The sequence below is a fragment of the Snodgrassella sp. B3837 genome (genome assembly GCF_026535955.1).
GTDB classification, from domain to species: domain Bacteria; phylum Pseudomonadota; class Gammaproteobacteria; order Burkholderiales; family Neisseriaceae; genus Snodgrassella; species Snodgrassella alvi_E.
This window is the reverse complement of sequence record NZ_JAFNPI010000006.1, coordinates 718-23675: the sequence shown is the minus strand read 5'-3', so window position 1 is coordinate 23675 and position 22958 is coordinate 718. Positions and strand designations below refer to the sequence as shown.

Sequence of the window (22958 nt, the reverse complement as noted above, 5' to 3'; positions counted from 1 at the left end):
TGCTCGTAATCTCAGGTTGAAATATACCAATTAGCTCAGACTGCTGATTTTCATTTGAAGCACATCACGCTGAACTGAATCCTTGTCCAGAAGATTCAATGCCTGCTGATAAGCTGCCATGGCTTCGGTATTTTTCTTTTGCGCCTGCAGCACATCGCCCTTAGTTTCCAAAAGAATAGGCTTAAACTGAGCCACTACATTTATATCCAGAGCCTGTAATGCTTCATTATATTTACCCTGCTGCAAATAAATGGTAGCCAGCCTCTGAGCAACAATTGTCTGCAATAAGTCATCTTTCTGTCTGTCCTTCACCCATTGCAAATGACGGATTGCTTCATCATACTTATGTTCATCAAAAGCAGATCCGGCCATCATCAGTGTGGCCTGAGTGGCATTCATGGTATCCGGATATTTTTCCTGTAGCTGCATCAGAGCTTTTTTACTTTCAGCCATATTATTTGCATTGGCCTGAGTCACAAAAGTTTCAAATACAGCAGCTGCTTTTTCATTATTATTGCGAATATGCCCCTGATAAAGCACATAACCCAGATAGGCCAGTGCAAGCAAAATCAAAACTGCAAAAATCCATCGACCCCAACGCTGCCAAAAGTACTTAAAATTCGCAACTTCCTGTTCATCCTGAATATGTACAACCATTATGCATTCTTCCATTGTTGGATTAACTGTATAACTGCATTTGCAGCAACAGTCTGTTGTTCATGAGTACGCAGATTTTTAACTGTCAGCGTATTATTTACCATTTCTTCCTGCGCCACAATTACAGCAAAAGCTGCACCACTGGCATCGGCTTTTTTCAGCTGCGCTTTTAAACTTTGATCACCACAATGCAGGTAAACACTCAATCCAGCCGCGCGTAATATTGTTGCATTCTGCATTGCTGTCAAACTACTGCCTTCACCCTGATGCAGAACATATATATCAGGAGCAGCATTAACCTTCAATTTTCCGAATTCCTGCACAATTAATAATAAACGCTCAATTCCCAGCGCAAAACCAATTGCCGGTGCTGGTTTACCTCCTAGCTCTTCTATAAGACCATTATATCGGCCACCACCGCACACCGTAGCCTGTGATCCGAGCTTATCCGTAGTCCATTCAAACACTGTCAGATTATAGTAATCCAACCCCCTCACCAGACGTGGGTTTTCAACATAATGGATACCCAGACCATCTAACATACTTTTCAGAGTATTATAATGTGCCAATGACTCATCGCCCAAGTAATCAGTCAAGCGTGGGGCTGCATTGGCCATTGCCTGTAAGTCAGGATTTTTAGTATCCAGTACCCGTAAAGGATTAGTATGCATTCGCCGCCGGCTATCTTCATCTAAAATAGCTACATGCTGTTGCAGATATGCAATTAAAGCTGTGCGATGCGCCGCCCGCTCCTGCTGATTACCCAAAGTATTGAGTTCTAAAGTCAGATGTTCTCGAATGCCCAGACGTTCCCACAAATTGGCACTCATAGCGATTAGCTCAGCATCCACATCAGGTCCGTCAAATCCAAGTGCCTCAACTCCAACCTGATGAAACTGACGATAACGCCCTTTCTGCGGCCGTTCACGCCTAAACATCGGTCCCATATACCATAACTTTTGCGGGTTATTATAAAGTAAATTGTGCTCTACTACGGCGCGTAAACAGGAGGCTGTACCTTCAGGCCTCAGGCTCAAACTTAATTTATCGTTTGAATCGGCAAAAGTGTACATTTCCTTGCCAACCACATCAGTCTCTTCACCGATAGAACGCACAAATAAACCGGTTTGTTCCACCATCGGCGTCCGAATCTGGCTATAGCCAAAACTGCGTGTCCATAATGCCACTACATCTTCAAATGCCTGCCAGAGTGCTGCTGTTAGCTTGAAATCTTTTTGCACTACTGGTAACAAATCATTCATGCCTTTAACGGCCTGGATTTTCTTACCCATAATATTTTATTTTTATCCCTATGAAACAATACAGCCTGTCACAGCTTGAAGGTCTGTTCATTGTAAAGCGGCAATCGGAATAACTTTAGCTGGCGCCCTTTTTTTACCCTGACTGCCATAATTAGTATGGATATATTCTTCAACTAATGCCAGAAACTCTTCAGCCATATGCTCACCTTTTAGAGTGGTTTTCCGTTCACCGTCTATGTATACAGGAGCCACAGGCGTTTCACCAGTACCGGGTAACGAAATACCAATATCAGCCAGCTTACTTTCACCTGGTCCATTCACAACACATCCCATTACTGCTACATTTAAGTTTTCTACACCAGGATATTGCAAACGCCACACCGGCATTTTTTCACGCAAATATTGCTGAATATCACGTGCCAGCTCCTGAAAAACAGTACTAGTGGTTCTTCCACAACCTGGGCAAGCTGTTACCAATGGTGTAAACGAACGGATACCCATAGTCTGCAAAATTTCCTGAGCTACAACGACTTCCTGCGTCCTAGCACTTCCAGGTTCGGGCGTTAATGAAACTCGAATCGTATCACCAATGCCCTGTTGCAAAAGAATAGACAATGCAGCAGTGGAAGCAACGATACCTTTACTGCCCATTCCCGCTTCAGTAAGACCCAAATGTAATGGATATAGACAGCGGGCAGCTAGATTATGATAAACCTCAATCAAATCCTGCACATTTGATACTTTACAAGATAAAATAATTCGGTCTGAAGGCAATCCCAGACTTTCAGCCTTTTGTGCTGAATCAAGAGCTGAAACAATTAAAGCTTCTTTCATTACAGCTTCAGCAGGCTGAGGAGCAGGTAAAGCCAAATTGGCATCCATCATTCGTTTGGCCAAAGCCTGATCTAACGACCCCCAGTTCACTCCGATACGAACCGCCTTATCATTTTCAGCTGCAGTGTGAATCATAAAGGCAAATTTTTCATCGCCTTTAACCCCTTTGCCTACATTTCCTGGGTTAATGCGGTATTTTGCTAGTGCCCGAGCACAATCTGGATAATCTTTGAGTAAGCGATCACCATTAAAATGAAAATCCCCTACTAACGGTACATTACAGCCCATATCATTCAGTCGCTGACGAATTTCAGCCACTTTAGCAGCAGCTTGGGGGGTATTTACCGTAATTCTAACCAGCTCAGAACCAGCATCAGCCAGCGCTTTCACCTGATTAGCCGTCAGTTCAGCATCAGCCGTATCAGTATTGGTCATAGACTGCACTCTCACCGGTGCGTCAGAACCAATTACAACTTGTTCAATTTTTACCTGATAAGTTTTCCTGCGTACTCCGGACAACGTCATTTCAATTACCACCTACCATAACTACAGCAGTTCTTTTTTTATTTTGAGGAATAATAACATCTTTGCCAGCAAACTTGATGCTGGCCCCGGGTGTATAACCAATAATAACTTTATAAGGAGCACTGCCGCTAAATTGTTGAGTGCTTCCTGCATCGACAACCTGGCTGATTAATACTTTGCCATTTTTGTCACTCACTTGTAACCAAGATTTATTTTCAAGCTTGATAAGCAACGCCTCTGAATCAGCAGCAACAGGCTGTGATGCATTAGTATTGGTATTTGCTTCCTGGGGCTGACTGGCGCTGATCACTGTAGTCGATGCAGTACTGCTGACTTGTTCACTAGCAGGCATTGGTACCACACGAATATTACTAGCTGCAATATCACTAATGGACGCAGTTTGCGCAGAGACTTCCTGACTGGCTGTAGCAGCCTGTTTGGCATTTTCAGATGTTGATTTACTTTGCCACGCATATACCACCGCACCAATGATAATCAGCACCAGCAATGCTATAAGCCAACGTGGAAAATGGCGACGTTGTGGTTTATCTTGAAAATCTAATTCTGAAGATAACACTTTGCTACTGTCTGATGTGGAATAGCGTTGTCCGGATGGAAAAATCTGCTGCAAATATTGCTTAAATTCTGACTCATCCAGCTCCAGCAAGCGTGCATAGGAACTCAAAAAACCTTTAATGAATACCGCTTCCGGCAAACCTTTATAACTGCCACTTTCCATTGCCTCAATCTGTCTGGCTGGTAATTTTAAACGCTCTGCAACCTCACCAACAGATAAGCCTTTTTGCTTTCGTGCCTGAGATAATAATGCTCCCAAAGTGACAGCGGCATTCGGGCTGGAATCGAGATTTTTGGTTTGCTCATTCATTAGAATTTTCCTGTAGAAACCTGCTCTAATTCAGCAGAATAAGGGAAATTATTACGCAATTGTGCTTCATATTCATAAGCCGCTTGCATATTACCAAGAGATTTTTCAATTCTCCATCCAAGTAACAAATCATCAGCAGATAAACTATTTACCTGACTTTGATATTGTTTAAACAGATAATTGGCTTCTGAAACACTACCTGATTGCAAATCATTACGAGCCATTTCTTTCTTAGCAGCAATAAAATTAGGATTAGCTGCCAAAGCTCGCTCAAAATAACTGTTTGCCAGCTGATACTGTCCCATCCGACTACTACAGATTCCTTTATTAAAATGAGCAACTTCCGGTGTAGGATAAGTCGGATCTGATAAAGCCTTATCAAAATATGAAATGGATGCATTTGGCTTCTTAAGAACATCACAAACAAACCAGCCGAAATTATTATTAACTTCAGCACTGTCTGGAGCCAAAGAAAGCGCTCGCTGAAAACTTTCTTCTGCCTTCGCCGGCTCTTTCAAATACTGCCAGATTTGCGCACGAATTAACCAAGCATCAAGGGAGCTACTATTATTTTTTATAGCTTCATCAATGGATTCTACAGCCTGTCTATAATTTTTATTTCTTAGATATTCTACTGCCAGCTGGGTTTTAATTTGAGCTACCTCGCGTGCTCGCTGAGCAGCAGTTGGCTTTTTATCCAGAGTTTGAGTAGCACAAGCTGATAAAATAACAGTTATCAGTAAAATTGATCCAAGTTTTTTTTTCATCAAATTACCCCTGTACAAGCTGCCATTTTTGTTGACGCCGAGTTTTATCTTTTACTTTGCCAGCAAGCTGACCACATGCTGCATCAATATCATCACCACGAGTTTTTCTGACTGTAACAACAAAACCTGCTTCCAGTAATATTTCTCTAAAAACACGGATGCGCTCGTTAGTAGATCTTTCAAAACCAGAATTAATGAATGGATTAAACGGAATCAGATTGAATTTACAAGGCACATCTTTAACCAGCTCAATCAATTCGCGTGCGTGTTGAGGTTCATCATTGACACCCTTTAACATGATATATTCAAAAGTAATAAAATCACGTGGAGCTTTAGCCAAATACCGCTGACATGCTGCCATTAATTGGCTAAGCGGATATTTTTTATTCAATGGTATCAAATGATCCCGAACCTCATCATTTGAGGCATGCAATGAAATAGCAAGAGCTACAGGCATCACATCCTTTAATCGATCCATTTGTGGCACCATGCCCGAAGTAGACACTGTCACGCGGCGACGGGACAAACCATACCCATGGTCATCAAGCATTATACTCAGCGCTGTAACTACATTTTCAAAGTTTGCTAAAGGTTCGCCCATCCCCATCATTACCACATTGGAAATCACTCTTTCATCCTTAGGTGTCACACCAAGCGCTTTATTTGCCCACCAAAGCTGACCGATAATTTCTGCAGTAGTGAGGTTACGATTAAAACCCTGTCGGCCTGTTGAGCAAAATAAGCATTCTAAAGCACAACCAACCTGTGAAGAAATACATAAAGTTCCCCTACTATCTTCAGGAATAAAAACTGTTTCCACACCATTGCCTGTACCTACGTCTAACAACCATTTACAAGTACCATCTGCAGATTTTTGCTCTGCCAAAAGATCAGGCACTTTAATTTCAGCCTTATCCAATAATTTATGGCGTAATGATTTGGCCAGATCAGTCATATCTGTAAAATCAGCTACACCCCCTGGGTGCATCCAGCGCATAACCTGCTTGGCACGAAATGGCTTCTCCCCCATCTGAGCAAAGTGGGCAGTTAAGCCGGGTAAGTCAAAATTTAGCAAATTGGTTTTCATCTGGAAAATACAAAAAAATTACGTAACAAATGCTACAAAACAAACTAATCTAAAACATTATGCTGATAATACAAATTTATTCAACAATTTATACAATTCTTTAATTTTTACCAGATAAAAAATGCCATACTTTTTTTAGTGTTTTCTCAGTTTTTTTCTTTTGAACTATCACATTAAACAAACGACGATAATGATTAGGCGGACAAGTTAAGACTTCAGTAGCATGCCAACCATCAGCAGTATTTTTAAAAAGAAAACTGCTGTTATCACGTATATCAAAGCCTTCCACACTCTCAAAATCACTAATGTCTGGGTTAGTTTTGGCTGTTTTTTTACCACTGAGAGCCAATATTGAACCACCCCATTCAATTTCCCAGTCTGCCGAAGTATTAAAATAAAAAATATGTGTTCCGATTTTGTCAAAACTATCACAATGTGGTGAAACCTCAGAACCTGTTTCACCAACATGCCACGCATACCGAATCTCATATTCATCAAGATTTAAATACCGTCTTAAAAACTCCTGATATGGTTCAAAAGTTTGTACCTCCCGAACAAACTCTTGCCAAACTTCAGGTAATTGTTCTATTTTGGTAACGCCTGGTCCAGACTGGTCATTTTTATGATATATAGATTTCTCAAAAGCCAGATAATAACGGTTATGCGGTCGCTGACCACTTTTTCCACGTGGTCTGTTAACATGTTTTTCAAACAACTCAAGACTTGGAAAATTATTATATAAATTATTAAATGCTTCTGGTAACAAAATTTCCTTAAATAGATGATTCGGAAATGGTTTTGTTTCGTTAAATGTTTGTACAGAAAGTGATTTTAAAGCTGGTAAATTAAAAAAATCAGACATCTCATTTCTCCAGTTAACATATATAGTTACAAATTAGTCCACCTCTATAGGTGGACTAATTCAATTCATATACAAACTATTTTAGCGTGTGCACAATTCATCGGCAGCGAAAAAATAAGCAATTTCTGTGGCTGCATTTTCAAGGCTATCAGAGCCATGCACAGCATTAGCATCGATTGAATCAGCAAAATCAGCTCGAATAGTTCCGGCTGCTGCTTCTTTCGGATTAGTTGCCCCCATGAGCTCACGATTTTTAGAAACCGCACCTTCTCCTTCCAGTACTTGGATCATCACCGGGCCACTAATCATAAAATTTACCAGTTCACCAAAAAAAGGACGTTCTTTGTGTACAGCATAAAAACCTTCTGCCTCAGCTTTAGACAAATGTTTCATTTTTGCAGCGATAATTTTTAAACCATTATTTTCGAATCGGCTGTAAATCTGTCCAATAACGTTTTTTGCAACTGCATCAGGTTTAACAATAGATAAAGTACGTTCGATAGCCATGTTTGTTTCCATTATATTCAAAATTAATAAAAATACATATTTTTAGGCGCAAAGAATGCGTAAGACTGTTTATGTCATTTTAACAAATTTCCGCTTTATTTAATATCTTTTCCTAAATGTACGGTTTCTTTATCCAAAGTAAGATGAGGCAAGTTTAAATATTCTTCAGACTGCATTTCTGTCAGACGGCTGGCCGTTCGGGTAAATTCATTAGCAAAGTCACCTTCCGTATATATATTATCTATAGGCACATCACAACTGGCACAGAACTTGATTCGATAATCATACAATACATCAATAAGCCAAGTGAGACGACGGGCTTCTGCCATCTGAGCAGGACCCATCTTCGGTATAGCAGATAAAATCAGTACACGAAATTTTTGCGCCAGCTCCAGATAGTCATTCTGCGAGCGCGGTCCACAGCATAACGTTTCAAAATCAAACCAAATTGTTGAATCAGATATTGCTTTATAGGACAGTTTCCGGCCCAATATTTCAATATCTCCGCCAGTGATTGGCTGCTGACCATTTATTTTATGAAAAATATCCCCTAGTTTTTTCTCGCTAGCTGTATCTGCCGGTATGTAAAATATATCAGCAGGCTTGAGCGATCGCATGCGATAATCTTCACCACCATCTACATTTAGAATTGTCAGTTCTTTTTCAATCAATGCAATAGTTGGTAAAAAACTGGAACGGTTTTGCCCCTGATAATAAAGATCTGCTGGAGCATAATTAGATGTAGCCACCATAACCACGCCTTGCTCAAACAGGCCTTCCAGCAAACGTCCGAGAATCATTGCATCAGCGATATCACTGACATGAAATTCATCAAAGCATAATACCCTAACCTCACGAGCAATATCCTCTGCCACAGCATGCAATGGATTGGCCTGACTATGATGCTCTTTCAGACGTTGCTGCACTTCTGCCATAAACGCGTGAAAATGGACTCGGCGTTTGCGCCGATAAGGTAAGCAACCAAAAAACACATCCATTAAAAAGCTTTTACCACGTCCAACACCTCCATACATATATAATCCTTTGGGTGCCCGAGGTGAACGTAAGCTGCGTCCTAAAAATCGATTACGCTTGCGTTTAAACATCATTAACTCTGTCCAGAGCCTGTCAAGTTGTTTAATAGCCCGCAACTGAGCGGCATCATGTATAAATCCAGGTTTCTGCTCTGCAGCCTGATACCAAGACAGAGGACTTTGATTATTAAATTCGGGAGCAACAAAGACGGATGTGGTCATATTGTTTGTTTTCTTCTTAGGTAAGAGCGTATAAGGCAAAAGTTAAAAGACGTAACCATAGCACACTCATTAAAGCTTCGACCACCCAAAAATAAAAATACGCCGCAGAAACTGCGGCGTTAACGTCTATCTCAAATAAAAAAGTATTACTTGTCCGCAGACAGTAGCGCTTTGTCTACGCGTTCACGTAATTCCTTGCCAGGTTTGAAGTGAGGTACATATTTTTCAGGTACCGAAACTTTTTCACCCGTTTTAGGATTACGACCAATGCGAGCTGGACGGTGGTTCAGATCAAAGCTACCAAATCCACGAATTTCGATTCGCTGGCCTTTTGCCAAAGCACGAGTCATTGTATCAACGAGAATCTTGATACTTTGTTCGACATCCTTAGCATTTAAAATGGTACTATCATTATTAACAGTATATAACTCCGCCAAGCGAATCATTAACTCCGACTTCGTCATAACCGCTTATTCGCTTTCACCAGATAATTTAGCTTTCAACAAATCACCCAGACTGGTGGTACCAGCTGAGGCATTGTTAGCTGATAATGAACGCAGAGCAGCAGTATTTTCCTGTGCATCTTTCGCTTTAATAGACAAATTGATGTTGCGATTTTTACGATCTACTGTAGTAATCACAGCTTCAACATCATCGCCTTCTTTCAAAACATTGCGAATGTCTTCAACGCGATCATTAGAAACTTCTGATGCACGTAGATAGCCTTCAACATCGTCAGCCAATGCAATGACTGCGCCTTTAGCATCCAGTGATTTTACTTTACCGGTTACAATGCTGCCTTTGTCATTTACGCTAACATAGTTGCTGAACGGATCACCTGCCAGTTGTTTCACACCCAGAGAAATACGTTCTTTGTCTACATCGATAGCCAGAACCACGGCTTCAACTTCTTCACCTTTCTTGAACTGGCGTACGGCTTCTTCACCGCCATCAGTCCATGAAAGATCAGACAGGTGCACTAGACCATCGATACCACCAGGCAAGCCGACAAATACACCGAAGTCAGTAATAGATTTTACTACCCCTTTGATTTTATCGCCTTTTTCATGATTGGATTCGAATTCCTGCCATGGATTAGCCTGACACTGCTTCATACCTAGGGAAATGCGACGACGATCTTCATCAATTTCAAGAATCATCACTTCGACTTCATCACCCATCTGAACGACTTTACTTGGATGAACATTCTTATTCGTCCAGTCCATTTCAGAAACGTGTACCAGACCTTCAATACCCTGCTCGATTTCCACAAATGCACCGTAGTCAGTAAGGTTAGTTACCTTACCAAATAGGCGAGTACCTTGCGGATAGCGACGAGCCAGACCATTCCACGGATCTTCACCCAGCTGTTTCAGACCCAGAGATACACGGCTGCGTTCCTGATCGAATTTAAGTACTTTGGCTTCAACTTCCTGACCAACTTCCAGCACTTCACTTGGGTGCTTAACTCGGCGCCAAGCCAAATCAGTGATGTGCAACAGACCATCAATACCGCCCAAGTCAACGAATGCACCGTAGTCAGTGATATTTTTTACAATACCTTTTACTACAGAACCTTCTTTCAGATTTTCCAGTAGTGCTTTACGTTCTTCACCAAGTGTTTCTTCCAATACAGCACGGCGTGAAACAACAACGTTGTTGCGACGTTTATCCAGCTTGATTACTTTGAATTCAATTTCTTTACCTTCAAAGTGAGAAGTATCTTTAACCGGACGAACATCTACCAGCGAACCAGGCAGGAAAGCACGGATGCTGTTGATCATTACAGTCAGGCCGCCTTTGACTTTACCGTTAATTACGCCAGACAGAATTTCACCATTTTCCATGGCTTCTTCCAGCTTAATCCAGTCTGCCGCACGCTTAGCTTTTTCACGTGAAAGTTTGGTTTCACCAAAACCATTTTCCACAGATTCAATGGTTACAGTGACAAAATCGCCAACTTTAACCTCAATCTCGCCCGCTGCATTCTTGAATTCGCTCACATCAATCAGAGATTCTGATTTCAGACCGGCATTCACAGTGACGAAATTATTGTCTATGGCAACAACTTCTGCGGTGATGACTTCGCCGGGATTCATCTCTTGCAAGGTGAAACTTTCTTCCAGCAACTGGGCAAAATTTTCCATAGTCATATATATATGTTCTCAAACAAGTATCGCCAGGGGATACGAAAGTTAGTTAATCAAAACCGGCACACCCTGACTGTGCCAGCAATACTATTAATTTAATTGCGACCAATATAATAAATACATACACCAGTGCAAAATATAAATATGTAAAACAATTATTTGATACAGTACTAGAATGCTCTTGTATTGGCGAACACAATTAGCACTGTGTACAAAATCCGAGAATTATACCTTATTTTTAGATTTTTCGATACCAATCAAGTACTTTTTCTACACTTTCTTCAATAGTAAGTAGAGATGTATCAAGAATTTTGGCATCACAAGCAGGTTTAAGCGGAGCCACTAATCGGGTGCGGTCTGTCTGATCACGTTTTTCAATATCAGCCAGTATCTGCTGATATTCGATACCATTATTGGCAATTCCAAACTGCAAGGCACGCCGTTGTGCTCGTACCGTAGCACTGGCTGTAAGAAATATTTTCAGTTCAGCCTGAGGAAATACGACTGTAGCCATATCTCTGCCATCTGCCACCAATCCTTTGGAAGTCAGAAAACTGCGCTGACGTTGCAATAATGCGTCTCGCACTGCCGGTAAAGCAGCAACTGCGGAGGCTCCCATACCAATATCCTCGGCACGAATCTCTGCTGTTACATCCTTACTATCAAGCAAAATACATTTATTGTGGAAAATTACAGGTAGATTCTTTGCCAACACTGCAACACCTGATTCATCCTGCCAATTTATATGCTGTTGCCGAGCATAGAGTGCAGTCAACCGGTACAAAGCTCCAGAATCCAAATAATCTCTATTGAGAACATTTGCTACTCTTGCTGCCACAGTCCCTTTTCCAGATGCACTTGGACCATCAATTGCAATTACTTTCAAACGTGGCTCAAGTTGTTTCGCCACCATATTCTTCCTTTATTAAGTACATCTTTTATATATTGTACAAAATTTTTTCAATGACCAGTATCTTCGGGATAACTGATAATCGAAGATGCGCAATCACACCCAATGTACTTTAACCGCTGTTAAAGATTTCCAGTCTGGTTCAAACCTTTAGCATAATGTTTGAAAGCAGTTATTGGCATCTATATATTCTAATTTTAGATTTATCAATGTGCTTCAACTTGTTTTAAGGATTTCTTCATCTGTAAAATGGTACGCCACTGCATTACAGCAGATACAGTGAATAAAGCAAGCATAAAAGGGCATTCATACAATTCTTCCAACAAGTCATCATAAGCAGAATTGAAAAGAATAAACTGTGAAATCCAACGACCACGTTCAATGGCATCAGCAAGTAGAAAACCCGCCGCAGCCAGCAAAAAATTCCAAATAGGAAAAGGTTGCTGGTAATAATAAACAATTCCTTCACGTAAACGAGGCCAAACCAGCATCAAGATTAACCCAAGAATCAATATTGCTGCTATTGTGTGATATACCGCGTGTTCATACCCGGGAAATGTCTGCCTGCCCCAATTCTGGTCACGTCCAAGCAACAAAAGCCACCATAATGATGCCCATAACCAAAACGCTTTTTTCTTACCGGACAACCCACTGCAAATAGTTGAAAAAAAAGTAAATAAGAAACAAAAAAGCAGAAACAGCGTCTGCCCTTCTTCAACTTTGGAAACAAAATCAGGAGGAATGTGCAATTGCTGCGCGAAAGGCACACTCAATATCATGATTAACCAAAGTGTACTGAGTTTGGACCAGTGCCAATCAAATTTAAATTTCATACTAACTGACTTTTATTTTAAGATACTAACAAGTCTAATATTATACCTAATCTAACTAATACTTACTGGTTTTATATTTAACCACTTATTATGCATTTTCATGTTTAACTTTGCCTAAATCCATTCTTTTTTAGCATATCCGCCCGCACAATTAACTGATAAACTTGCAAGCTAATCCTGAAAATTTATTAATACCTGAATGAATACACTGCATTTAACATCCAGCACTTGTCATGCCTCTACCATTAACTTACCCGGTTCGAAAAGCATCAGCAACCGAACTTTGCTTCTGGCGGCTCTAGCGGACAATACAAGCGAAATATACGATGTGCTGGATTCTGACGATACTCTACATATGCTGAATGCATTGAAAATATTGGGTGTTAAAATTGAGCAGCTACCCACTGCAGAAAAAGAATCAGGGTTGAATCTGCGAATATACGGATGTAATGGTAAGTTTTCACAACAGCAAGCAGAATTATTTCTGGGGAATGCAGGCACTGCTTTTAGACCCTTAACTGCTGTACTAGCAATTATGGGTGGGGAGTACTATTTACACGGTGTAGCACGTATGCATGAACGCCCGATTGGTGACTTGGTCGATGCGTTAAAAACAGCCGGCGCAATTATTGAATATAAAGGAAAAACAGGTTATCCACCGTTACAAATATATCCAGCCCAAACTCCGACCAATCATCTCCTCAGTATTAAAGGTAATGTCTCCAGTCAATTTTTGACAGCATTACTGATGGCTTTACCCTTAACCGGACAAGCTTATACCATCAAAGTAGTAGGTGAATTAATTTCAAAACCCTATATCGCTATCACTCTTAAATTGTTGCAACAATTCGGAGTACAAATAACCCATAAAAATTTTCAGATATTTCAGCTACCGGCAGGTCAACATTACCATGCTCAAGAAAAATTATTTGTTGAAGGTGATGCATCAAGTGCTTCCTATTTCCTCGCAGCCGGACTTTTATCTGGCCAACCCATACGCGTAAATGGCATAGATGCCAATAGTATTCAAGGAGATATAGCTTTTGTACATGAACTTGAAAAAATCGGAGCACGTGTTAGCCGGGGAAACCAATTTATAGAAATATCCCGTTCACCTGAGCAAGAAATCTTACCATTTGACATTGATGCCAACAATATTCCAGATGCAGCCATGACTTTAGCCATCATTGCACTGGCCTGTAAAAATACCTGTCGCATTCGAAATATTGCCAGTTGGCGTGTTAAAGAAACTGATCGCATTTCAGCCATGGCAACAGAATTGCGCAAACTTGGTGCTAAAATAATTGAAACTGAAGACAGTATCAGCATTACACCACCAACTACATTACAATCCGATATACATATCAGTACCTATGATGATCATCGCATGGCAATGTGCTTTTCATTAGTTAGTCTTTTGGGAACGTCGGTCTATATCGATGATCCTCAGTGCGTTAATAAAACCTTTCCCAATTATTTCAAAATTTTTGCCAGCATGTGCACACCTGTTTAAAATCTAAATTTTATCTTGTCTGTTTCGATTAACTTTGGCATTAAGCCAATATTGCTATAATTTAATTTTTTATTCAGCCATGCTACAAACAGACCAACTTTCCGGTGCAAAACCACAGCGGGTTATCAGCCCGCAAACTGTCTCCGCTCAGGAAGAGCAGCTGGAGCGTGCATTACGGCCGCGCGCATTAACAGACTATATCGGCCAGCACAAAGCTAAAGAACAGCTTTCTATCTTTATACAGGCGGCCAAAATACGAAAAGAGGCACTGGATCACACCCTTTTATTTGGCCCACCTGGTTTGGGCAAGACTACTCTTGCTCATATCATTGCCCATGAGCTTGGCGTAAGTTTGCGCCAGACATCAGGCCCTGTGCTGGAACGTGCAGGCGATCTCGCTGCCATTCTGACTAATCTCGAGCCACATGATGTTCTTTTTATAGATGAAATTCATCGCTTAAATCCTGTAGTAGAAGAAATACTGTATCCCGCACTGGAAGACTACCAATTAGACATCATGATTGGTGAAGGGCCGGCAGCACGTTCGGTGAAAATAGACTTGCCTCCTTTCACACTGGTAGGTGCCACCACGCGTGCAGGGATGCTTACAAATCCATTGCGCGATCGTTTCGGTATCGTTTCTCGTCTAGAGTTTTACAATAATAATGACTTAACAACAATTGTGACCCGTTCTTCACAGCTATTACAACTTCATATCGACAATACAGGTGCAGCTGAAATTGCCAGACGCAGCCGTGGCACACCTCGCATTGCTAATCGCCTGTTGCGCCGCGTACGCGATTATGCCGAAGTAAAACATGAAGGAAAAATCAATGCAGAAATTGCAGATGCTGCGTTAAAAATGCTGGATATCGATCAATCTGGTCTTGATGTAATGGATTGCAAATATCTTGAAGCGATTCTCTATAAATTTTCTGGTGGACCAGTGGGTCTTGACAATATTGCAGCAGCAATCGGCGAATCAACCGATACCATAGAGGATGTAATAGAGCCCTATTTAATTCAGCAGGGTTTTTTACAACGTACACCTCGCGGACGCATGGCAACAGAACTTAGCTACAGCCATTTTGGCCTACCAGTTCCAACCAATAAAACCTGATTCCCAAAATACATTGCACGAATCAGCCATACCAGCATCAGACCTAACTCAGATTAACTGAGCACAATTATTCAGGAAAATACTCATGACTTCAAATCAGATAGATGCAAGCATATTCAAAGCCTATGATATCCGCGGTGTAGTTGATGTGTCTTTAAACAAAGATACAGCTGAACTGATTGGCCGCGCCATAGCCACAGTAGCACTAAGCAAAGGCATTAGCCAGATTGCTCTTGGCCGTGACGGCCGGCTTTCAGGTCCAATACTGGCAGCTAGCTTGATTCAAGGCATCACTGCCTGTGGTATCAACGTAATTGATGTAGGAATGGTAGCTACACCCATGCTGTATTTTGCCGCAGTAGAGCATTGTCAGGGCAGCGGCATCATGATCACCGGAAGTCATAATCCACCAGATTATAATGGTTTTAAAATGATGCTAGCTGGCACCACGCTTGCCGGCGACGATATACAAACATTACGCACAATAATTGAGTCCGAACAACTTGCTGCCAATGCAGAACATAGTGGCAATGTGGTTCCTTTGCCTATAGCAAGAGAATACATTACTTACATAAGCAATCAGGTACAGCTTAAGCGCCCAATGAAAATCGTAATTGATGCGGGAAACGGCGTAGCCGGAGCCTATGCAGGTGACTTGTATCGTGCGCTTGGTTGTGAGGTGAAAGAATTATTCTGCGAAGTAGATGGCCATTTTCCTAATCATCATCCTGATCCTGCCAAGCCAGCTAACCTGCAGGATTTAATTCAAGCATTACACAGCAGCGACGCTGAAATAGGACTGGCTTTTGACGGTGATGGTGATCGTTTAGGTATAGTCACCAAAGATGGCCAAATCATCTATCCAGACCGGCAGCTAATGTTGTTTGCTGCTGATGTACTAACTCGAAACCCTGAAGCGAAAATTATCTATGATGTAAAATCAACCCGATTATTAAAACCGTGGATTGAACAACATGGTGGTGAAGCCATCATGAGTAAAACCGGACATAGCTTTATTAAAGCCGCTATCAAAGAACACGGTGCATTGCTTGCTGGTGAAATGAGTGGCCATGTATTTTTTAAAGAACGCTGGTTAGGATTTGATGATGGCTTATACGCCGGTGCACGATTACTGGAAATATTATCCGCTACAGAAGATCCATCCGCGGTTTTAAATGCCTTACCTGAAGGTATATCTACGCCTGAAATTAACATTGCCGTACCTGCCGGTCAATCAGGACACGAAATCATATCCAATCTGGCTAAAACAGCTGAGTTTAGCGGAGAAGTAAAACGCATTACTATTGATGGATTAAGAATAGAGTTTGAAAACGGCTTCGGGCTAATGCGCGCATCTAACACCACACCTGTCTTAGTCCTGCGTTTTGAGGCTGATGATCAGCAAGCTCTGGACGGTATTATTGCTCAATTTAAAGCTGTAATAGCGCAAAATCCTGATTTAGAATGGGCTTAAACAAGTATATATTCCTATAGATAGACTACCCGATATTAAAAACACAGACGGCTACCATTTTGGTAGCCGTTTTGGGAATAGATAAAATATCTACAACACAGCAGAATCAATTAACCTTTTGCCTTACTGCCGGTTTCACGAACGAATATCGTCATAATAAAAGCTAGAATTAATCCGACTACAAACACGATATCAGCATTCTGGAAAACTTTCAGATTCAACTGACCTTCAGCCCCAGCCAAATGATCAATCAATATGCTGAAAAGATTCGTCATAATCGCACTAATAACAAACACGAAAAAGTTAATCACACCTGTAGCCGTACCCTTCACTTCATCTGGATTAACTTCTTTAATCATAGTATAAGGGATCATAGCAGCGCCTGAAGCAACCCCAAATAGAAAACCCATAATATAAGGGGGCATCGCATTAGGCAAATACACAATCAGACCACCGGTAATACCCATAGCAATTATACTACCCATTACAACAGGTTTACGGCGTCCGATTACATCTGATAAATAGCCCAGAACTGGACAACCAACCACCCAGCCTAAAGGTACCATTGCCAAACGCAACGCCACATCACTACTGGCGCTCAGACCCTCTTGTAAAAACTGATTACCCCAGGCAATATTTCCCACATTAGTAGGCAAGAACATCATAGCCCCAATAAAAGCACAGATATACGATTGAGGGTTTTTCAGAACTACCAAATAAGGATGGCTCAGCCCAGTCCAGTCAATTTTTCCTTCCCGTGTACGTGGAGTAATGAACACTGAAGCAAAGAATATTACTGCCAGCACACCAGCGGCCACCATCCAGAACATCTGCCAGGTCAAAATCTGATTTTTTATAATTGGAGAGACTACAGCCTGCCCCATAAAACCGCCCAGCATACCAAAGCATTGTGTCATACCAACGGCAGTAGCCAGCCATTTTTTGGGAAAACCGCGTGTAGCTAAAAATACTGCACTGGTAAAAGCTAGCCCAGAACCCGCACCTTGAAGGAAACGTCCACTCTGAGCAGTAATTACTGTACCCGAGCAAAACAGCACACATCCAATAGCAACTAAAATAATACCCAATGAAGCTGTAAAACGTGGACCAATTCGATCCAACAATACACCGGATACCAGCGCAAAAAAAGCATAAGAATAGAAATACAGGCCAATAATACCGGCCATTTCCACTTTACTTATTTCCAAAGTGGCAATTATTTCAGTCTGCATAATACTGGGTGCAGAACGCAATGCATATTGGACAAAATAGAAAATGGCACAGATTAACCAAGCTATCACAAATGTTTTATTTAATAGATTGGATTCTTTACCACTGGGAGGAGACACTGAGGCTCTTGATTCTTGATTCATAGCGCTCTCGCTTTCGTTTAATTACGAATGAAATATCACAAAATCATTCTAACAAAAGCCAGCATGCTTGAACAATAAAGTTAACTCATGCGCCAAAAAAGAAATAAAACGCTAAAATTACATTTATTTAAACAATAAAATTGAATATTAATTCAAATTAAACATTATCAGTAAAATAAAATGCCAATAAAATGATATCCCAAAAATATATTCGAATAGATTTAACATACATAATCATATTTAATTAAAATGCATTAATATGTTTACAATGTTTTTACACTTAATAGACAACTAAGATAGTATAATTTTAATTATAATTTTCGTTATTTTAAGGATATTAAAAATAAATAATCAAAGTTTTATAAATTTCTTAAATTTAATTGCTATCAAGGCAAATTATACAAAAAAAACTATTTGATTAAAGCGAATATCAAATTATTTATTATCTACAGTATAAATAAATGACAAAAATTTAAAAATTGATTTCAATCTATTCTTGGCTTTGTTATGGCTAATCAATTTTTAGTTTAAGATGTATCAATAAAAATCGCAGGCTAATTAAAGTCGAACAAATTTATGTCCTTGAATAATGCAGTTCTTATAAGTCAAATAAACAAACTTAAACCATTATTATTATTATTCAAGGACATAAATAAACAGCAGAAATTAACAACTACAGAGAAGCATTAATAAAAGCTTCTAATTGCCCTTTATTCAAGGCACCAACTTTAGTTGCGACACTGGAACCATTTTTAAAAATCATAAGGGTAGGAATACCACGAACTCCAAATTTTGCAGGCGTTTCCTGATTTTCATCTACATTTAGCTTTACAATTTTCAACTTCCCCTGATATTCGGCAGCCAAATCGTCCAATATCGGGGCAATCATTTTACATGGACCGCACCATGGTGCCCAAAAATCCAACAATACTGGAACATCTGACTGTAAAACTTCATTTGCAAAATTTCCATCGCCTATATGAACAATTAAATCACTACTCATTATGGTTTCCTTTATTATCACATTGTCTATATACCATATAGCCAATCGTCTATCATTGCAATAGATGAATTATACCCAAGGATGAATACAACTCTACACACGCATTAGTTCTCAAATATACTTCTGAAAATTATACTATTATTGTATTACATAGTAATCATTTTCAGAGCATTGGCTAGATCAGCCTTTAAATCCACCGCATGTTCCAGTCCAATCGATAAACGAATCAATCCAGGCTGAATAGCTGCATCTAGCTTAGCTTCAGGAGTCATGCGACCATGCGTAGTCGTCCATGGATGCGTCACAGTAGATTTTACATCTCCGAGATTACCCGTTTTACTAAACAGCGTTAAAGCATCAATCACCTGCCATGCTGCCTGCTCTCCACCTTTTACTTCAAAAGCTACCACTATACCGCCACCCTGCTGCTGCTTGCGCACCAAAGCTTTTTGAGGATGATTTGCCAGCCCAGTGTAATGAACAGCCACTACTTGTGGTTGCGTAGACAGGAACTGAGCCACTTCTAATGCATTAGCACATTGTTTTTCCATGCGGACATATAATGTTTCCAATCCACTTAGCAACACCCACGCATTAAATGGTGCCAGCACTTCCCCAGTAGTACGTACGTGCTGAAAAATTTCATTAATCAAGGCTTCACTGCCACAAATTACGCCACCCATCACTCGCCCGTGGCCATCAATTGCCTTAGTAGCAGATTGTACGGAAATATCAGCGCCCAGAGCCAAAGGTTGCTGTAATGCAGGAGAAAGAAAACTGTTATCCACCACGAGCAAAGCCTGATTAGTGTGCGCAATTTCTGCTAGTTTCCCAATATCAGCCAATTCATTTAGCGGATTAGATGGTGTTTCCACAAACAGCATACGTGTATTAGGACGCATAGCTGCCTGCCATTCATCAGTATCAGTTTGGCTAACCAATGTTACTTCAATTCCAAAACGAGGCAGAATATTATTCAGTAAACCTATTGTGGTACCAAACAAACTTTTACTAGCAACCAGATGATCACCGGCTTTCAACAAAGCCAAAAAAACGGCGTTAATAGCAGCCATTCCTGTAGAAGCTGCCAAACCAGCTTCAGCCTGCTCCAGCTGAGCTACTCGTGCCTGAAAAGCGGCAACATTTGGATTATTGGTACGAGTATATGTATAACCCGGTACCGAACCAGCAAATAGAGCCGCACCGGCCTCAGCACTATCAAACATAAAACTACTTGTTAAAAACAAAGCAGAATTATGCTCATTATATGAAGTTTGTTCCTTAGCACCTCTGATCGCAATAGTTTCTGGGTGCAAATGCAATGTAGACATAATAATTAAGTTAATCTATAAATATGAGTAAAGAATTGTGCCGTTTTTTTTAGGATTATGCAAATAACCAGCTAATCAGATTCAGGAATGTAGTATTCTTTGTACCAGACTTCCCACACCAGTATATACAGCTAAATTTCTAAACTTTGGGATACAGAATTCTCATATTTACAGTTATAGCAAGGCAAAAGGAAAAAATATGTACTTTGTAATATCACCTGCAAAAAAACTGAATGAAAAAAAAGAAAATTTAACCCGCAAACATACACAACCTGAGCTATTAACACAGGCCAGAAAATTAATACCAGTATTAAAACAGCTGGCTCCGCATGATATCGCCGAATTAATGGGTATTTCGGACAAACTTGCAGTGCAGAATGCCGAGCGTTTTAACGACTGGCAGCCTCCTTTTACTCTAGAAAATGCAAAACAAGCAGTCTATTTGTTTAATGGTGATGTTTATGAAGGCCTTGATGCCACTACATTATCCCCTGAAGCTTTAAATTATATACAACTACATCTAGGTATACTTTCCGGTTTATATGGTTTATTAAAGCCTCTGGATCTAATTCAGCCTTATCGGCTGGAAATGGGCACCAAACTGGCAAATGAACACGGTAAGGATTTATATGCATTCTGGGGAAACACTATTACCCATACAGTAGAAAAAAATATGCAGGCTGCTCAAGACAAAGTATTAATTAATCTGGCGTCACATGAGTATTTCAAAGCCATTCAGCCATCAAAATTATCTGCATCTGTAGTTACACCTGTTTTCAAAGACCAGAAAAACGGTACCTATAAAATAATCAGCTTTTATGCCAAGCGTGCACGTGGTTTATTTGTACGCTATGCTGCTCAAAACAAGATAAGTGAACCAGAGCAACTTAAAAATTTCGATTGTGAAGGCTACTATTTCGACAAAGCATCATCTACAGATAAAGAATGGGTATTCCTACGAGATGAAATACATCACTTATAAAATTTAATTAAAAATAAAAATAATGATTTAGCAGATAACTGCAAATTATTAAGATAAAAAACTTGGCAAATGCGCATTTATCGTCTAATATGCGCATCTTCAAAGACGGAAGCGTGGCAGAGTGGTTTAATGCAACGGTCTTGAAAACCGTCGAGGGTTGATAGCCCTCCGTGAGTTCGAATCTCACCGCTTCCGCCAAATAATAAATATAATAAACTCGTTACTAAGAATCTTTTAGCCTATTTAACTACTGTAAAGCCAAAACTAAACGAGCGTTGTCGTTACAAGAAATTATGGCAACAGTTCGATTTATACAGGCCTGCCCGAATTGACATATTGCAACAACCGCAGCAGACGTTTATCCCGAATGTCGAGAAGCATTCGGTGCGCAATATGGCGATGCAACCATTACACAATGCCCGAATTGCAGTGCATCGATACTGTGTGACTACCAAATTGAAGGCGTATTATTCTTAGGTAGCCAATACAAGCCACCAGTGTTATTGTTGCTATTGATAGTTTTGAGCGCATCTGCCAAGAAGACGATTTGGGTTTGAACAGCTCTAGCTAGGTATTCACAGCACATCAAGCTGTTACTTCATAAACTTTGTTTAATGGGACTATTCTTCAAGTCTTGTACAAGACTATTTCACCTCTCACCTGCCCTCAGCATCTCTTTTCTTCACTTGCTCTGCTGATAAGTAAGCTCCATACGTTGGAGTTCCTCTTTTTTCCATATATTGCTCGTACATGGTTTGATCCCATACACTATTTGGGAATATAGTTTTATGGGTCATAGTTTTATGGCCTTTAATTGTTATATTACCCTACAGACCCATCAAATTACTATTCCGACATCTTTGCCCTTCATTCTATCTTTGCTACCTATTTTTTCTTTCTGGACATTTATGAGAATAAGTATTTAACCATTTTTTCTCTGTCGAACTTAAATCAGATAACAATTTATATGTATTAGGATACAGATGAATATTTATATTATTTTCTAATTTATTTTTTTTTAGATTTATTTTACCCAAATATAAATTTTTATCGTAATAACAAAATCCATCATCAAAAGTACCATTTACATAGGTAAAGAATATATCTTCCCCTTCTTTTACATAGTCATGAACAAGTGCATGAACATATACATAATTATGGATATCACTATCATCCAAAAGTTCATACTCGAAAACAGAATCTCCATAATAATCGTACCTAAATATATATTTGCCATATTTATCATCAGTTATTCCAGTAAATAAAAATGCAAACCAAATGATATAGCCAATTATTAAAAATAATAATAGCATAAATATGCTAAATATTTTATGTTTCCAAAACCAATTCATTTTATTTCCTAATTTACTATAAATTACATTTTTCCTGTTTTTAATATAAATTTAATAACTTATACCTTTACTTGGACCCTTTGATACAAAACCACAGAACTGGCTGTGGCTGCCAATATGCCCCCTACGCTATTGGTTGGTGCGGCCAATCCTGCTCCGATGGCGTTCAGCAGTAAGCCGCCTGTGTTTCATTGCGACAGCTCTTTTTCGTATTGTTCCCGCTCTGATAAGGTCAGGTTTTCGTCTTTCAGTTTTTCTTTCAGGCTATCCTTTC

General features: G+C 40.0%; 22 protein-coding genes and 1 tRNA gene. 6 read left to right on the top strand and 17 right to left on the bottom strand.

The genetic code is table 11. The features are described from left to right. Nucleotides 1-30 precede the first annotated feature (30 nt). From J3U67_RS01100 to J3U67_RS01040, 13 genes are all read right to left on the bottom strand, one after another. Nucleotides 31-657: a YfgM family protein gene (locus J3U67_RS01100; protein ID WP_267403428.1), complete on the bottom strand. Its 627-nt coding sequence runs from the start codon at nt 655-657 to the stop codon at nt 31-33. Further along, nucleotides 657-1949, bottom strand: a complete 1293-nt coding sequence (gene hisS / locus J3U67_RS01095) for a histidine--tRNA ligase (protein WP_267403426.1) — start codon at nt 1947-1949, stop codon at nt 657-659. The genes J3U67_RS01100 and hisS overlap by 1 nt, the downstream gene beginning before the upstream one ends. A gap of 57 nt (nt 1950-2006) precedes the next feature. Beyond that, nucleotides 2007-3278: a flavodoxin-dependent (E)-4-hydroxy-3-methylbut-2-enyl-diphosphate synthase gene (ispG, locus tag J3U67_RS01090; protein ID WP_267403424.1), complete on the bottom strand. Its 1272-nt coding sequence runs from the start codon at nt 3276-3278 to the stop codon at nt 2007-2009. Between the two features lies 1 nt (nt 3279). Continuing rightward, entirely contained in the window at nt 3280-4164 is an 885-nt protein-coding gene (locus tag J3U67_RS01085; RefSeq protein WP_267390446.1) for a RodZ domain-containing protein, read from the bottom strand. Then, complete coding sequence (pilW, locus tag J3U67_RS01080; RefSeq protein WP_267403422.1) at nt 4164-4931, bottom strand: type IV pilus biogenesis/stability protein PilW; 768 nt, start codon at nt 4929-4931, stop codon at nt 4164-4166. Before pilW ends, J3U67_RS01085 begins: the two co-directional genes overlap by 1 nt. A gap of 4 nt (nt 4932-4935) precedes the next feature. Then, a complete protein-coding gene (gene rlmN, locus J3U67_RS01075) occupies nt 4936-6018 on the bottom strand; it encodes a 23S rRNA (adenine(2503)-C(2))-methyltransferase RlmN (RefSeq protein ID WP_267390448.1) in 1083 nt (360 codons plus the stop codon). 100 nt (nt 6019-6118) lie between these two features. Then, complete coding sequence (locus J3U67_RS01070) at nt 6119-6880, bottom strand: hypothetical protein (RefSeq protein ID WP_100152676.1); 762 nt, start codon at nt 6878-6880, stop codon at nt 6119-6121. Nucleotides 6881-6961: 81 nt separating this feature from the next. Next, complete coding sequence (ndk, locus tag J3U67_RS01065; RefSeq protein ID WP_267390450.1) at nt 6962-7387, bottom strand: nucleoside-diphosphate kinase; 426 nt, start codon at nt 7385-7387, stop codon at nt 6962-6964. Nucleotides 7388-7482: 95 nt separating this feature from the next. Next, a complete protein-coding gene (gene zapE, locus J3U67_RS01060) occupies nt 7483-8643 on the bottom strand; it encodes a cell division protein ZapE (protein ID WP_267403419.1) in 1161 nt (386 codons plus the stop codon). A gap of 146 nt (nt 8644-8789) precedes the next feature. Beyond that, the gene (locus J3U67_RS01055) at nt 8790-9107 is read right to left on the bottom strand and encodes an integration host factor subunit beta (RefSeq protein WP_100140935.1); all 318 of its coding nucleotides are present in this window, start codon (nt 9105-9107) and stop codon (nt 8790-8792) included. A gap of 6 nt (nt 9108-9113) precedes the next feature. Further along, nucleotides 9114-10796 carry a 30S ribosomal protein S1 gene (rpsA, locus tag J3U67_RS01050; RefSeq protein ID WP_267390452.1) on the bottom strand — a complete coding sequence of 561 codons (1683 nt, stop codon included), beginning with the start codon at nt 10794-10796 and terminating at the stop codon, nt 9114-9116. 235 nt (nt 10797-11031) lie between these two features. Next, nucleotides 11032-11706, bottom strand: a complete 675-nt coding sequence (gene cmk / locus J3U67_RS01045; protein ID WP_267403417.1) for a (d)CMP kinase — start codon at nt 11704-11706, stop codon at nt 11032-11034. Nucleotides 11707-11909: 203 nt separating this feature from the next. Beyond that, nucleotides 11910-12536, bottom strand: a complete 627-nt coding sequence (locus J3U67_RS01040; RefSeq protein ID WP_267403415.1) for a hypothetical protein — start codon at nt 12534-12536, stop codon at nt 11910-11912. Nucleotides 12537-12735: 199 nt separating this feature from the next. Between J3U67_RS01040 and aroA the strand changes: the two genes are divergently transcribed. From aroA to J3U67_RS01025, 3 genes are all read left to right on the top strand, one after another. Continuing rightward, entirely contained in the window at nt 12736-14049 is a 1314-nt protein-coding gene (gene aroA / locus J3U67_RS01035) for a 3-phosphoshikimate 1-carboxyvinyltransferase (RefSeq protein WP_267403413.1), read from the top strand. A 79-nt stretch (nt 14050-14128) separates the two neighbouring features. Next, nucleotides 14129-15169 (top strand): Holliday junction branch migration DNA helicase RuvB, encoded by a 1041-nt coding sequence (ruvB, locus tag J3U67_RS01030; protein WP_267403411.1) that lies wholly within the window; start codon nt 14129-14131, stop codon nt 15167-15169. Nucleotides 15170-15254: 85 nt separating this feature from the next. Further along, nucleotides 15255-16643 (top strand): phosphomannomutase/phosphoglucomutase, encoded by a 1389-nt coding sequence (locus J3U67_RS01025; RefSeq protein ID WP_267403409.1) that lies wholly within the window; start codon nt 15255-15257, stop codon nt 16641-16643. Between the two features lie 110 nt (nt 16644-16753). Here the strand turns inward: J3U67_RS01025 and J3U67_RS01020 are convergent, their stop codons facing one another. The 3 genes from J3U67_RS01020 to J3U67_RS01010 form a co-directional block, all read right to left on the bottom strand. Then, nucleotides 16754-17992 carry an MFS transporter gene (locus J3U67_RS01020; protein WP_267390458.1) on the bottom strand — a complete coding sequence of 413 codons (1239 nt, stop codon included), beginning with the start codon at nt 17990-17992 and terminating at the stop codon, nt 16754-16756. Nucleotides 17993-18689: 697 nt separating this feature from the next. Next, complete coding sequence (gene trxA, locus J3U67_RS01015; RefSeq protein ID WP_100140927.1) at nt 18690-19019, bottom strand: thioredoxin TrxA; 330 nt, start codon at nt 19017-19019, stop codon at nt 18690-18692. A gap of 146 nt (nt 19020-19165) precedes the next feature. Next, nucleotides 19166-20350, bottom strand: coding sequence for an O-succinylhomoserine sulfhydrylase (locus J3U67_RS01010; RefSeq protein WP_267403407.1), 1185 nt, complete (start codon nt 20348-20350; stop codon nt 19166-19168). Between the two features lie 199 nt (nt 20351-20549). Here J3U67_RS01010 and yaaA point away from each other — a divergent pair, with 199 nt between their 5' ends. From yaaA to J3U67_RS09190, 3 genes are all read left to right on the top strand, one after another. Continuing rightward, on the top strand, nt 20550-21332 hold the full coding sequence (yaaA, locus tag J3U67_RS01005; protein ID WP_267390461.1) for a peroxide stress protein YaaA: 783 nt from the start codon (nt 20550-20552) through the stop codon (nt 21330-21332). A gap of 107 nt (nt 21333-21439) precedes the next feature. Continuing rightward, nucleotides 21440-21530, top strand: a tRNA-Ser gene (locus tag J3U67_RS01000). 137 nt (nt 21531-21667) lie between these two features. Continuing rightward, a complete protein-coding gene (locus J3U67_RS09190; RefSeq protein ID WP_367578855.1) occupies nt 21668-21889 on the top strand; it encodes a DUF2321 domain-containing protein in 222 nt (73 codons plus the stop codon). 324 nt (nt 21890-22213) lie between these two features. Here the strand turns inward: J3U67_RS09190 and J3U67_RS00995 are convergent, their stop codons facing one another. Continuing rightward, complete coding sequence (locus tag J3U67_RS00995; protein WP_267403405.1) at nt 22214-22684, bottom strand: hypothetical protein; 471 nt, start codon at nt 22682-22684, stop codon at nt 22214-22216. Nucleotides 22685-22958 lie beyond the last annotated feature (274 nt).